This window comes from Vicinamibacteria bacterium (assembly GCA_035620555.1).
In the GTDB taxonomy this organism is placed as follows: domain Bacteria; phylum Acidobacteriota; class Vicinamibacteria; order Marinacidobacterales; family SMYC01; genus DASPGQ01.
Map to the genome: position 1 here is coordinate 1 of DASPGQ010000261.1, position 12,295 is coordinate 12,295.

General features: G+C 63.3%; 11 protein-coding genes. 4 read left to right on the top strand and 7 right to left on the bottom strand.

The genetic code is table 11. From position 1 onward, the window contains the following. Window positions 1-906: DUF6786 family protein (locus VEK15_10835; GenBank protein ID HXV61179.1), on the bottom strand; the 906-nt coding region annotated here is incomplete at its 3' end. Window positions 907-997: 91 nt separating this feature from the next. Between VEK15_10835 and VEK15_10840 the strand changes: the two genes are divergently transcribed. Then, entirely contained in the window at window positions 998-2,005 is a 1,008-nt protein-coding gene (locus VEK15_10840; protein ID HXV61180.1) for a sugar phosphate isomerase/epimerase family protein, read from the top strand. Here the strand turns inward: VEK15_10840 and VEK15_10845 are convergent. Further along, the gene (locus VEK15_10845) at window positions 2,002-4,011 is read right to left on the bottom strand and encodes an alpha/beta hydrolase domain-containing protein (protein ID HXV61181.1); all 2,010 of its coding nucleotides are present in this window, start codon (window positions 4,009-4,011) and stop codon (window positions 2,002-2,004) included. The two genes, VEK15_10840 and VEK15_10845, sit on opposite strands and share 4 nt — an antisense overlap. 31 nt (window positions 4,012-4,042) lie before the next feature. Then, the gene (locus VEK15_10850; GenBank protein ID HXV61182.1) at window positions 4,043-4,609 is read right to left on the bottom strand and encodes a nuclear transport factor 2 family protein; all 567 of its coding nucleotides are present in this window, start codon (window positions 4,607-4,609) and stop codon (window positions 4,043-4,045) included. A 101-nt stretch (window positions 4,610-4,710) separates the two neighbouring features. On the opposite strand from VEK15_10850, the gene VEK15_10855 reads away from it, so the two are divergent. Together VEK15_10855 and oxlT are read left to right on the top strand one after the other, a co-directional pair. Continuing rightward, window positions 4,711-5,316 carry a Uma2 family endonuclease gene (locus tag VEK15_10855; protein ID HXV61183.1) on the top strand — a complete coding sequence of 202 codons (606 nt, stop codon included), beginning with the start codon at window positions 4,711-4,713 and terminating at the stop codon, window positions 5,314-5,316. Window positions 5,317-5,489: 173 nt separating this feature from the next. Next, window positions 5,490-6,779, top strand: a complete 1,290-nt coding sequence (oxlT, locus tag VEK15_10860) for an oxalate/formate MFS antiporter (GenBank protein ID HXV61184.1) — start codon at window positions 5,490-5,492, stop codon at window positions 6,777-6,779. Between the two features lie 133 nt (window positions 6,780-6,912). Here the strand turns inward: oxlT and VEK15_10865 are convergent, their stop codons facing one another. From VEK15_10865 to VEK15_10880, 4 genes are all read right to left on the bottom strand, one after another. Further along, window positions 6,913-8,364 carry a serine hydrolase gene (locus tag VEK15_10865; protein HXV61185.1) on the bottom strand — a complete coding sequence of 484 codons (1,452 nt, stop codon included), beginning with the start codon at window positions 8,362-8,364 and terminating at the stop codon, window positions 6,913-6,915. 253 nt (window positions 8,365-8,617) lie between these two features. Further along, the gene (locus tag VEK15_10870) at window positions 8,618-9,799 is read right to left on the bottom strand and encodes a radical SAM protein (protein HXV61186.1); all 1,182 of its coding nucleotides are present in this window, start codon (window positions 9,797-9,799) and stop codon (window positions 8,618-8,620) included. Window positions 9,800-10,012: 213 nt separating this feature from the next. Beyond that, entirely contained in the window at window positions 10,013-11,752 is a 1,740-nt protein-coding gene (locus VEK15_10875; GenBank protein ID HXV61187.1) for a solute carrier family 23 protein, read from the bottom strand. A 268-nt stretch (window positions 11,753-12,020) separates the two neighbouring features. Then, window positions 12,021-12,173, bottom strand: a complete 153-nt coding sequence (locus VEK15_10880) for a hypothetical protein (protein ID HXV61188.1) — start codon at window positions 12,171-12,173, stop codon at window positions 12,021-12,023. 10 nt (window positions 12,174-12,183) lie between these two features. Here VEK15_10880 and VEK15_10885 point away from each other — a divergent pair. After that, window positions 12,184-12,295: hypothetical protein (locus VEK15_10885; GenBank protein ID HXV61189.1), on the top strand; the 112-nt coding region annotated here is incomplete at its 3' end.

A 12,295-nucleotide genomic window follows, 5' to 3' on the forward strand; every position in this document is an offset into this window, starting at 1 on the left:
GTAATCGACTGCGTTGTCGGGCAACGTGTAGTTCACGAGCGTCAGGACACCTCCGCTCGAGTCGTAGCTTCCTATCCAGGGGCGCGCGCGTCGGCGTGAGATCCCGATCTTGCTCCGATATTCGCCGTCGCCGCGGAAGTAGAGCACGCCCTCGCCGATGCGAAGCCGCCCCTCGGGCACTTTCCCGAAATAAGCGTCGTTGACGATGGGACCGAGCTCGTCCTCGGGTCCGCTGACGAAAGGAATGGCGACCGTAGTGGTGGGCGAGGGTTTGAACATGCCGAGGATCCAGATCGAGACAAGACCGGTCTCCTTTGCCCATGCCTCGTTGCCGGAGTTGGTGATGGTGTTCTCCGATTCGAAGGCGACGACGCTCACGTCCGAAGGAACGTCGAGCTCGAGCTCGTCTCGAGCAAGTACCCGGATCGTGCGCTCGGCGTCGAGCGAGAACGTGGTTCCCGAGTAATTGACCAGAGAGATGGCTTTGCGAAATCTCGCTCGTGAGGGGTCGCTCTCGGCGAGCTCCCAGGCACCCCAGTCAATCGGCTGCGGGGTCTGCCAGTGCTCGAGGTCGAAGGAGGCACCTTCTTCGAAGAAAATCGAAAACTGCCCACCTTCGGGTCCGAGCCAGAAACGATCTTCGCCGCCGAAGACGTTGATGTGCGGTTGTCTCTCGCCGAATTCGATCGCCGGGCGGTTCAGCCACCCGTAGCTCGTGCTGCCGGAGGTCGAGGTCATGACCCGGCCCTGGTACTCCGGAACCACCGCGACTCTGGCCGCGCCATCGGACAGGACGAGGACGTCCACGTTCTCTCTCAGGAATGTAACGTCGTCGTCGAACGGTGTCATGGGCTCGGGGGAGGCGCGGCAGGAAGCCGCCGCCAAGAGGAACAACAGTGGCCGCATGCGAGTACCGATTCTAGCATCTGGCACGACGGGGTCGCGAAACCCGGGGGAGTGATCATAGACTCGTGACTCTTTTCTTGGAGATACACGAGTGGATCTAGATCTAGACCGCCTGGATCGCCGGCATTTTCTCGAGCTCTTCGGTGCCGCTGCCGGTCTCTTCCTTCCGGCCAGTGCTCTTTCTGCCGACGAGCCCCTCTTCCGTATTTCGCTCGCCCAATGGTCGCTTCACCGATCGTTTTTCGGGGACGGCCTGGGTCAGGGCTTCGCCCAGGCTCTTGCCACCGACTCGCGATCGGTACTGCGCGGCCCTCTGGATCCTCTGGATTTCCCCGTGATCGCGCGGCGCGATTACGGAATCGCCGCGATCGAGTACGTCAATACTTTCTTCTTCGACCGGGCGCGGGATGAGACTTATCTGGCTGAGCTTCGACGGCGAGCTTCTGGTGAGGGCGTCGAGAGCTTGCTCATCATGTGCGACGCCGAGGGAGACCTCGGCGATCCCGACGCCCAGGCGCGCTCGCGCACGGTGGAGAACCACCACAAATGGGTCGGTGCCGCCAAGTTTCTCGGGTGCCACTCCATCCGGGTGAACGCGAGAAGCGCGGGCAGCTACGACGAGCAGATGAAGCTCGCGGCGGACGGGCTCCGCCGGCTCGTCGAGTATGGAGCGGACCAGGATGTGAACGTGATCGTCGAGAACCACGGCGGCCTGTCCAGTAACGGCGCATGGCTCGCCGGCGTCATGGGGCTCGTGGATCACCCGCGCGTGGGCACGCTTCCCGATTTCGGGAATTTTCGCGTCTCCGAAGAGGAGCAGTACGACAATTATCGCGGCGTGCGAGAGCTCATGCCCTGGGCCAAGGCGGTGAGCGCCAAAGCGTACGATTTCGACGAAGCGGGAAATCATACGCGATTCGATTTCGAGCGCTTGATGCGCATCGTCCTCGACGCTGGCTATCGCGGCTACGTCGGTATCGAGTACGAGGGGGATCGGCTGTCCGAGGCCGAAGGCATCCACGCGACCAAGCGTCTCCTCGAGCGCGTGCACGAGACACTGAAATCGAGCTATGCCAGCCAGGCGAAGGTGAATCCCTAACGAGGAGAAGCCGTAGCCCAGTCGTAGTGCTCGGCAGCCCGGTGAACGAGCTCGGGTAGATCGGACGCCAGGAGGTAGCGCGCCTGAACGAGCTCGAGCGCCGCGCGCGTGATCTTGCCCAGAAAATCGTCGCGGCTCGGATAGAGCTCCTCGAGGCTCGGACGCGAATCGGAGGTGTTGAGCCTCTCGTCGCGTGTCCGCGGCAGCGCGATGTAGGAGCCGATCTCGCTCGAGAGTCGATCGGGCGCGCCGATTTTGGGATCCCGGTAGTTCCAACCGGTCATCGTGCCGAGGGGGACGGCCACCTCGGGGAGGCGTATGCCGGCACGGTCGTTCCCGGCGTCGTCCACCGCGGGCACTCGCACGACGAAGGGCTCGAGCACGCGTGGAGGCTCGAACGACACGATGCCCTCACGCCAGCGAGGACCGAAATCGAGCCGGTGGGGCGTGAGGGGCTCTCTTGGTATGTCGAAGCCGGGCACGCTCGGCCATCCCGAACGTTCGGGCGGCGCCAGCGTTCCGTCCGAAAAACGCGGATAGGCGCTCGGCGGTGGTGGCAGGTCCTCCACCACCCAGCGCGTCAGGGCATGGAAGAGTGCTCTGATGACCGCGTCGTATCTCAGCGGGTTCATCGGAGCTCGCCCGAGAAAAGAGGCGTCGGGATTCGGTGCCGGCGGGAAGGGTCCGACGATATGAGGCGCCGAGGCGATGAAGTAGACGCGGCTCGTGTCCGGTATCTCTGCGTCGCGCGTGCCGGCCGGGTCGGTGTGCGTCAAGGAGCCGCCGCGGTTGAAATACTCCGAGTTCGTGAGGATGTGAAAGAACTTCGGAACGGTGCCGTTCTTCTCTGCTGCCGCGAGGAGTCCGTCCTCTTCTCCGGTGACCGGGTCGATCGACGGACCGTCGGCGAAGGGGAACATATCGACCGGATAAAGGATGTTGAAATGCTGGAGAGCGTCGCGGGACGCCTGACCGAAGCGATGGTTGAAGGAGCCTCGTCCGGCGCCGCCGACCTGATCGATGAGGCCATCGAAAACCTTTCGTCCCTCCTCGTCCGCATTGAATCCCTCGTAGACGAAATGGCGGAGGAAGCGTCCCGTCTGCGAGACACCCCAACCGATGGCATATCGGATTCCCGACAGCGGGTTGCTCTCGCCGCGGTCGTACTTGTAGAAACTCACGAGATCCCGAGTGCCCGCGAGACCGGTTCCGACGATGCGCGGGTCCTCGGTTCGATAGACGACGTCGTAGATGAGACCTGGCTCGAAACCTCCGTCGAGTGCCACCGTCTGGCTGTCGACGAAACGCCACCGATCTCGCGGAATCTCCTCGGCCGGACCCACGGGATGGCGCTTCACCGCCATGCGGTGCTCGGGATCGTCGGGGTCGACGACGCCGTAAGCGCGATGCCCGCGGTCGGCGAGTGGCGCCGTCTCCGAGCGTTCGCCGAGGATGAAGTTTCCGCGCACGAGACCCTGGATGGGGTCACCCGAATTCGTCGCGATCGGCATATCCATGCGCATGCGCCCCTCGGGAACGTCCCACTGCCACCCCATCCACAGAAGAGAGAAACCTTGTTCCATCAGTGCCCCGTCGCCGAGCTCCGCTTCCGTCGACGGGTCGTCGGAGGGGGTCGCTTTCTGGAACGTCGTGAGGATTCGCTTTCGGCCGCGGTTTCCCGCTTCGTAGAACAAGACCCCATTCCCGCGCGCGGCATCGACGGGTTTGAGCAGAAAGAAATCGGCGCTGAATCGAACCTCGCCATTCGCATCGCGTTGTCCGAGGGCTAGGTCCACGATCTTCGCGTTCGCGGGGTGACCAGGATCGAGGGCGAGCTCGACGGTGCCGCTGAGCTTCTCGTAGGGTCCGGCGAGACCGAAAGGACGACCCGACAGCACCGTCTCGCGAACTTCGATCTTCAGACCGAGAACGCGGGCGTGGCTCGTTTTGCTGGCACCCCAGACGAGCATCAACAGGAGGATGGCCCGGCCGATGTCTTTCCACATCGTAGAGTCTCCGTTCATCTTCCCGAGTCCGTCATCTCTCCCGGACGTTCGGCGGCTGCTCCGCGGGAAACCGTTCGCTCGTGAGCGCGTGCCAGGCGTGGCCGCTGATTTTCCACGCCTCGTCTCCACGGAACAGTTGGAGCGACGCGACCGCGTTCACCTCGACCCGGCCGCCGTCGCGAAGTTTTTCATGGACCCGAAGCGTCACCCAGGTATCGGCGAGGGGCCCCGCGTGACGCACGGCCACGTCGGTAAGGTCGAACTCCATCGTCTCGCGAGCCGCGTGCTGCTCGGCAAACCACTCGAGGTACTGCTTCACCGTCTGTGTCATGGCGGTCGCTCGGCCGTCAGGTCCGCGCAGCCGGACGCTGACCGTGGCGCCGGGCCAGTACAGCGCGTCGATTGCGGTCGTATCGCCGCGGCCATGGGCGGCGAAGAGCTCGCGGGCGATTGCCGCGACATCCCCAGGGATCTGTTCAATGGGAGACTGCTCCGGGGGAGAGTTCGGCCGAGCCGTACCCGCCTTGCTGGGCGTCCCCACTAGAAGGATTCCGGCGCCGCCGGTGAAGCCGCGGTGGCAGAAGCTGCGACGATTCATCTTGGAATCTCCTTGGCCCGATGAAGGGCGGGGCCGGGATTATAGCGAAACGGCGTGCTCGATAAGGCGATCTCGACGCAAGGGTAGGTAATATGACTCGCATGCAGATCGGTCTCGAGCCACCCTATCTCCTGGTGAAGCCTGGCGTCAGCGAGGAGGATTTCTATCGCCTCGCGGATGAGGACAGCGACTGGGAATACCTCGACGGGAGAATCATCATGCACTCTCCCGCTTCCAACCGTCACGAGGACCTTTTCAGTTTTCTCATGACGCTCCTTCGTGGCTATCTCGATGAGAGAGGAACGGGCATCGTACGGGGATCACGCTACCCGATGCGACTCGATGCGAAGTGGTCTCCAGAGCCGGACATCCTCGTCATCACCGAGGCGCGGTTCGAGCGGCTTACCGAACGACGCCTCGAACGTCCGGCCGATCTCGTCGTGGAGATCGTTTCCGAGAGCGACCCCACGCTCGACTACCGCGAGAAGCTCCCGCGCTATCGGGAGGCCGGTATTCCCGAGATCTGGTTCGTCGACCGTTTCCGAAAGAAGTGCTTCGGGAAGCATCGACCAAGCGAGGCCATCGTTCCGAAACGCTTTCGTCCGGTCGCCTGTCTTCGAGTGTGGTCCCGGGCTTCTGGATCGAAGTTTCCTGGCTCTGGGAAGGCAATCTTCCGTCGACGCTCGCCTGTCTTCGTCAGATTCTAGAATCTTGAACCAGCCTCCTTCTTAGCGAACCTCCGTTTCAGCGATAGGAGCACCGCAGCCCCCGAACGACCAGGTACATTGCGAACAGAGGTTTCGCAAGCCGCTTCGTAGACGTTTGGGGCACGGTAATCCTTCTTGTTTTCGAAGAGCGGGCGCTCGTATGATCGCGCGCCATGCAGTCCAATCACGCCGCCAATCGATGGCTCCAGCTCGTTGCCGCCATCGTCGGGATGATGGCCATCGCGAACCTTCAGTACGCTTGGACGCTCTTCACCATTCCACTCTCCGAGAGCCTGGGAGTCAGGCTTTCCGCGGTGCAAATCGCCTTCACGCTCTTCGTTCTCTTCGAGACCTGGCTCGTTCCTGTCGAAGGCTATCTGATCGACCGCTTCGGCGCGCGCGAGGTCGTGAGCGTCGGCTCGTTACTGGTCGCCGTCGGCTGGATCGGCTCGGGCATCACGGATTCCATCGGAGGCCTTTACTTTTGGTACGCCCTCGGCGGTGTTGGAGCGGGAGCGGTGTACGGCGCCTCGATGGGAACCGCGCTCAAGTGGTTCCCCGATCGCCGCGGTCTTGCCGCCGGCCTGACTGCTGGTGCTTACGGATTCGGTACGGCGCTCACCATAATCCCAATCCAGAGACTAATCGACTCTGGCGGCTATCGAACCGCTTTCATCTTCTGGGGCGCGGTACAGGGGATCATCGTGCTCGTCTCCGCTCAGTTCCTTCGGAAGCCGCCGGTAAGCTTTCGACCCGGCGGTGCGGCGGGCCCGGCCACGCGCAGCCGGGTGGTACAGAGCCAGAGAAGCTATACCCCCGCGGAAATGGTGCGCACGGCGACGTTCTGGCTGATGTACGTGATGATGACCATGGTCGCGTTCGGAGGGCTGATGGTGACCGCCCAACTGAAGCCCATCGCGGCGGATTTCGGAATGGACAAGACGATCCTCGCGTTCGGAGTCACCGCCCTGGGCCTCGCTCTCATTCTCGATCGCATCCTGAACGGTGTGACCCGCCCGTTCTGGGGATGGATCTCGGATCACATCGGCCGCTACAACACGATGGCCGTCGCGTTCACGCTCGAGGCCGCGGGCATCTTCACGCTCCTCCACCTCGTCCATAACCCGGTTGGCTTCGTCGTGCTTTCCGGTCTCGTGTTCTTCGCGTGGGGAGAAATTTATTCATTATTCCCCGCCGCGATTGGAGACGTTTTCGGCCCGGCCTACGCCACCACGAACTATGGCATCCAATACACGGCTAAAGGGACCGCGTCGATCTTCGCGGGCTGGGGCGCCGCTTGGCTCGTGGAGGCCGCCGGCTCGTGGGAGCCTGTCTTCTGGGTCGCGGTCGCTTGCGATCTAGCCGCAGCCGCTCTGGCCTTCTTCTGGCTGAAGCCTCTCGTTCAGAAGATTACGACCGGCCCGGAAGCGACGGCGCCGATGCAGCCGAGCGCCGCTGCATGACTCGGCGCGTGCGACGCTCGACGGAGGACGGGCTCTCCCTCGAGGGGTGGGTTGTTGGTCTCTCTCCTCCTGGAAGTCCGAACCCTTGGCGTTGGAGAGGCCGTCGTGCGGATTGTCTCGTTTCTTCGCGCTACTAGAACTGCGCGTCGGTGGTCGTCGTTCGGATGGCTTTCAGTACCTCTCGGGTGAGGTCCCATCGGTCGAAGCCTTGCCGGCCGTAGTCGAGACCCCGGCGCACGATGACGACATCGTGAGTAGGGACGACGATGACGTATTGCCCGCGATTTCCCGCCGTCGAATAGGCAGTCTTCGGCACGTCGGTTCGATCGTCGGGGACGAGCCACCACTGGCCGCCGTAGAAGTTCCCCCGCCCGGCCGTCGAAGGCGCCGGCGTCCGGACGAAATCGATCCACTCCTGGGAGAGCAGACGCTCCCCGTTCCACACACCACCGTTCAGATACAGAAGCCCGAATCGCGCCAGGTCGCGTGCGTTGGTATAGACCTGGCTGCTCAAGATGAAGTCTCCGAAGCGGTCCACGCTCACGAGCGTGCTCCTCATACCGATGCGATCGAGAAGAGCTTTTCGGGGAAAGCCCAGGTAGGCATCCTCGCCGAGCGCTCGCTTCATCGCATAGACGGCGAGCAGCGTGTCGTAGTTCTCGTAATCCCAGTACGTGCCGGGCTCGCGAATCAAGCCCCGATTACGCATCCCCGCGATCGAGCTCGCGCCGGCCCAATAGGCCAGGCCCGACCCCGTCGCATACTCCAGGCCCTCGTTGTCGACGGGATACAACCCGCTCGACATGTTCAAAACGTGCCGGAGCGTGATTTGAGAACGAGGGTCGGTCTCGGGTGACTCGACCACGGGAAGCCACTCGAAGCCGAGCGGCTCGTCTAGCGCGAGGCGCCCCTCGTCGACCAGCATGCCAATGAGCGTCACTGCGATGCTCTTCGCGGTCGACCACGTGCGCGTTCGCGTCGTCCGGTCGACCCCCGGCGCGTAGCGCTCGTGGAGGATGTCGCCTCCTTTGACGATGAGAAGGCTCAAGGTCACCTGCTCGGGAGACTCACGCTCGAAGGCCCAGTCCGACGCCGCTTGGAGTGCCGCCGCATCGATCTCCGAAGGAAGGGGTTTGCTCTCGGTGAGGTCGCCGTCTGGCCAGGGGATGGTCGCCGGGTCGCCTGGCGGCGGCGCCATCTTCAGAATGGGAAGGCGGTCGAGATCTTCGAACGTCTGATCTGGCGCCATGATGATGCAGCCGAGCCCTTCGCGGAATGCGGCTCGCATGGGCGGGGTTCCGCCGGGGACACCGATGGTGACAGCTTTTCGATCCCAGTCGACGTGGTAATCGCCGCCCGAGGGCGTTCCCACGGGCTGTCGCAGGTAAGCGAGCTCCTGGGCAAACACCTGCTCGAGCGTTCGGTTGGATGTGAACAAGCCGTTGCACATGAAGATGGCCTGCTGCCCGTAGCGGATGATGTCACGGTTGAAACGCCAGTAATCGTACGTCTCTCCTTGCTGCCCGAGGGCGAGCGAAGGAAGCAGGGACGCCAAAGCAAGAACAAGCGCGGGGAAACGGTTCATCGGTATACCTCCGGGATCGGGATCGGCAGAAGCACAACGATTATTGAGGCCGCGCGAGGTCCCGTCAAGCGGTCGCATCCTGCGTCCTCACGTCGGGGCCGCGCGGTCCGAGCGTCCGTCTTCACAACCGGGTACTTCCGCGGGACACGATGACGGCACTCATTTGTCGAGGCCACCGATGCTATGAACGTGCATTGGCGGCAGCGTTTGCGGCCGCGGGCCTTTCGCTCGAAGCCCCACCAGGGAGCGAGTCCTAATCCGGATTCTCTTCGCTGGTTTTCTTCTTGCCGATGACGCCGCAGCAGCGCGCGCAGGCGGGAAGAGTGCCTCCGTGCTCCTTCAGAATCTTCCGGAAGTTCGCCAGCCTCGAAGAGTTCCAGATGTCGTCGAGAGGCTCCTCGGTGAGGCGGCCCATGATGGCGTGAAAACAGCGACCGTGAGCGGGTACCACCGATCCGTCGGTCTCGATCAGCATCATGCGCCAGGGGTCGGTGCAGCGCCGGCCCCCGACGAATCGAAGAGGCTCGCGGTAGTAGACATCGAGGTCTTCCCGCCGGGAGAGATCAGGAACGATTGTGAAATCCCATGAGCGCGCTCGGGAGGCGAGCTCCTGGAGCGCGACGAGCTCGGACCATAGCGCGTCGAGGTCGATGCGGTGGAGATCCATAGTTCCCAGGTTCGACCGCGCCACCCGAAGCTCCGGGTCCCGAAATGCTGTGTTGTGGGTATTCGCCATCTCGGTGGTGACGAAGTTGAGGTGCGAGAAGGAGAGCGAATCGGGGGTGAGCGGCGCGATGTCGCGCACGAAGCGCACCATGTCGGTGTAGTTCTCATCGGTGATGGTGTAGGAGAACTGCACTCGGGGCGTTTTTCGACCTCTGCGCCGCCGGGCTTCCTGAAGCCGTTCCACGCCCACGTAGAGCCGCTCGAAGGAGTCTTCCGAGCCCCTCACCCGCGCATGGACTTCGGACGGACCATCGACCGAGATGGTGATGTGCTCGAGACCGCTCTCCACCAGAGGCTCCGCAAGGGCAGGGAGGAGATAGCCGTTGGTGGTGATACTGGTGTAGAGGCGGCGATTCGTCGCTTCGCGGCAGAAGTCGACGATTCCCCGGTGGAGAAGCGGCTCCGTATAAGCGAAACCGACCCGGGGTGGCGGGGAGAACGAAATGGCCTGGTCCAGCACTTGCAGCAATAGCTCCCGGCTCATGTTTCGGGGATCGTCTCCGATCAAGTTCGCATAGAAGGCGGTCCCGGTCTCGCCGAGACCGACGTCGCACATCTTGCAGTGGAGGTTACAGAAGTTGTTGATGCAGAGGACGAGCCACTCGGGCGCCGCGCGGCAAACTCCATCATTGCGGTCGTAGTCGTCGCCCCGGACAAAGCGCCAGAGCCTTCGTTCTACGGCGTGCAGGCGAAACCGCGTGGAACCCATTTGATCGATCCGGATTTCACGCCCCAGACTACTGCCAGGCTGATCAAAAAGTACAGCCCAGCCTGCTGAGCGGCGGCCAAGACTTTCTGCCGCGACATCGGCAGCGAAGCACCGCAAAAGCCGAGCCGTGGCGACCGGGCGATCCCGGGTCCCGCCACGGCACCGAACATCCTACGCGGCTCGCACGTCCCGGTTGACCGGCAGCCGACTCCGTCATCCGAGGGGCGTGGACTCGACACGGAACGCGAGGTAGTTGCGATCGTGGAACTGCTCGTGCTTGAGGTCGACGGCCAGGTGGCCGAGAATGCGCAGCGCCGCCTGCTCTTCGACGCTGCGCTCGGATTCTTCGATCTCGGCGACCAGGTTCTCCAGGTTCTCGGCGCCGGGGCCCGCGGCGAACTCGAGCGCGAGCAAGCCGTCCTCCTCGCGCACGGAGAGGCGGATCGGTGACGGCTTGGCGCGTTTCTCTTCCTTGTCCACCAGGAACATCAGCGCTTCCTCTCCCGCGAGGTGCAGGCGGTCGATCGCCGCCTTGTCCCACCCGGCTTTCGTCGCCACCCGGGTCAGGAAGGCGTACAAATCGGAAATGCTGGCCGCGCTCGGTTCGAGCCTCAAGCGATCGTGGGAACGATGTCGGAACGACAACAGCAGGGTCAGAAGCATCGCGGCAATGCCACCGGAAGTCATGCCGTTATCGAGCAAGTTGCGTGCCCAGAGCGGAAGGTGGTCGTGGAAGATGAGTTGATTCTGGAAGCCGACTCCGAGCCAGAAAGAGATGCACACCACGAATCCGTTCTCGTAGGTCAGCCCCTGCTCCGCCGCTAGCCGGATTCCGTGGGCGAAGAGCAATACCAGCAGGACGAAGATGAAGGCGCCCGCCACCGCATCGGGAACGGCCTGAAGCAAGGCCGAGATCTTGGGCAGGAAGGCCAGCGCCATGAGCAGAATACCCCCGTACACCCCGACGCGTCGCGCCGCCACGCCGGTGATCTCGACCACCGAAATGCTCGTCGAATACGTCGTGTTGGGTAGCGTGCCCGCCAAGCCGGACAGAAAGTTTCCTAGTCCGTCCGCGGCGACCGCTCCCTGCACGGATCGGAACTCGAGTGGCCGGCGGGTACGCGCCGAGACCCGCTGGATGGCAATCGCGTCACCGTAGGTTTCGACGGCACCGACGATGGTGACGATTACGAACGCCGGCAATAGACCCCAAAGCCGCTCGTCGAAGGACAGGTCGAGACCCGGCCACCCCATTGAGGGCACCCCGATCCAGGCCGCCTCACGAACCGGCGTCAGATCGACCAGTCCGAGCGGGGCGCCCACGAATGTGCCCACGACGATGCCGATCAACGGACCCCAGAGGCGCACTCGACCGGAGGTGAACAGCGAGACCACCAGAACGACGACGAACGTCGAGATAGCTGTCACCGGGCCCGACACAGACGCCGGATCGATGTGCTCGGGAACCGACGTCAGCATCCTGAAGCAGATAGGAAACACGGTCACGGCGATCAACATGACGATCGTCCCGCCGACGGTCGGCGTGATGAACGACCGGAGCAGGGACAGTCGCGCCGAGAAGGCGAACTGCGCGAGCGCAGACAACGCCACGAGCGTCGCCAGGAGAGGCAATCCACCTTCCCTAACGGCGGTGGTGGACACGGCGATGAACGCTCCCGATGTCCCCATGAAGAGAATGTAACCGGCTCCGATCGGACCGATAGGGCGAGCCTGGAGAATGGTCGTCAGGCCGCTCACCAGTAGAGCCGCGAACACGGCCCAGGTCATGGTCTCGTGCGTTGAGTCGGCGGCTCGCAGCACGATGATCGGCGTCAGGACGATCCCGGCTACGATCAACAGGACGACCTGGAAGCCGAGGGCTGCGGAAACGAGGTGCGGCGGCTGCTCCTCGGCCTCGTAGCGCAGTGCGGGTGACTCCGAGGACCTCGACATCAGTAACCGATTTCTCAGTGGACGGGAGCGGGAGACAGCAACATCGCCATTAGCTGGTCCTTCTGAGGGACGCCGGCGGCGATGACGCCGGATAGCATGACCATCAACAGCAGGATCTTCGAGAACGACTACGATACCAGCTTCGCGAGCCAGCTCCAATCTTCGATCGGTTCGGCTGCCTCGCGCAAGTCGCGCCGCGGGGAACCAAGAAGCGTACCCGCCGTGACCCCCTCTCGTCCGGTTGCGTGATATGACCCAATCGTGAGCCTCATTCCAGGTCGAGGTCTTCGAGGACGGTATCGTGACGGAGATCCTCGTGAAAGAGGGTCGTCAGGTTCCCGTAGGCGAGGTTCTGGCTCGGATCGAGGACAGCGGGGGAGCCTCGAGAGGCCGCTAAGGGGGAGGGGCTGCGCCGCGCCATCGCCGCGCCCATGACGCGTGCGAATCGGGACATTCCTCACTACTATCTCGAGACCCGGATCGATCTGAGCCGGGCTCTGGAATTCCTCGCCGGCGAGAACCGAGAGCGTCCTCTGGAACAAC

What these genes read in the sequence shown, in the direction of transcription:
- oxlT (HXV61184.1), top strand. Translation starts at nt 5,490, where the DNA reads ATGCAGTCCAATCACGCCGCCAATCGATGGCTCCAGCTCGTTGCCGCC.
- VEK15_10880 (HXV61188.1), bottom strand. Translation starts at nt 12,173, where the DNA reads ATGGCGCGGCGCAGCCCCTCCCCCTTAGCGGCCTCTCGAGGCTCCCCC.
- VEK15_10845 (HXV61181.1), bottom strand. Translation starts at nt 4,011, where the DNA reads ATGTGGAAAGACATCGGCCGGGCCATCCTCCTGTTGATGCTCGTCTGG.
- VEK15_10850 (HXV61182.1), bottom strand. Translation starts at nt 4,609, where the DNA reads ATGAATCGTCGCAGCTTCTGCCACCGCGGCTTCACCGGCGGCGCCGGA.
- VEK15_10855 (HXV61183.1), top strand. Translation starts at nt 4,711, where the DNA reads ATGCAGATCGGTCTCGAGCCACCCTATCTCCTGGTGAAGCCTGGCGTC.
- VEK15_10865 (HXV61185.1), bottom strand. Translation starts at nt 8,364, where the DNA reads ATGAACCGTTTCCCCGCGCTTGTTCTTGCTTTGGCGTCCCTGCTTCCT.
- VEK15_10875 (HXV61187.1), bottom strand. Translation starts at nt 11,752, where the DNA reads ATGTCGAGGTCCTCGGAGTCACCCGCACTGCGCTACGAGGCCGAGGAG.
- VEK15_10870 (HXV61186.1), bottom strand. Translation starts at nt 9,799, where the DNA reads ATGGGTTCCACGCGGTTTCGCCTGCACGCCGTAGAACGAAGGCTCTGG.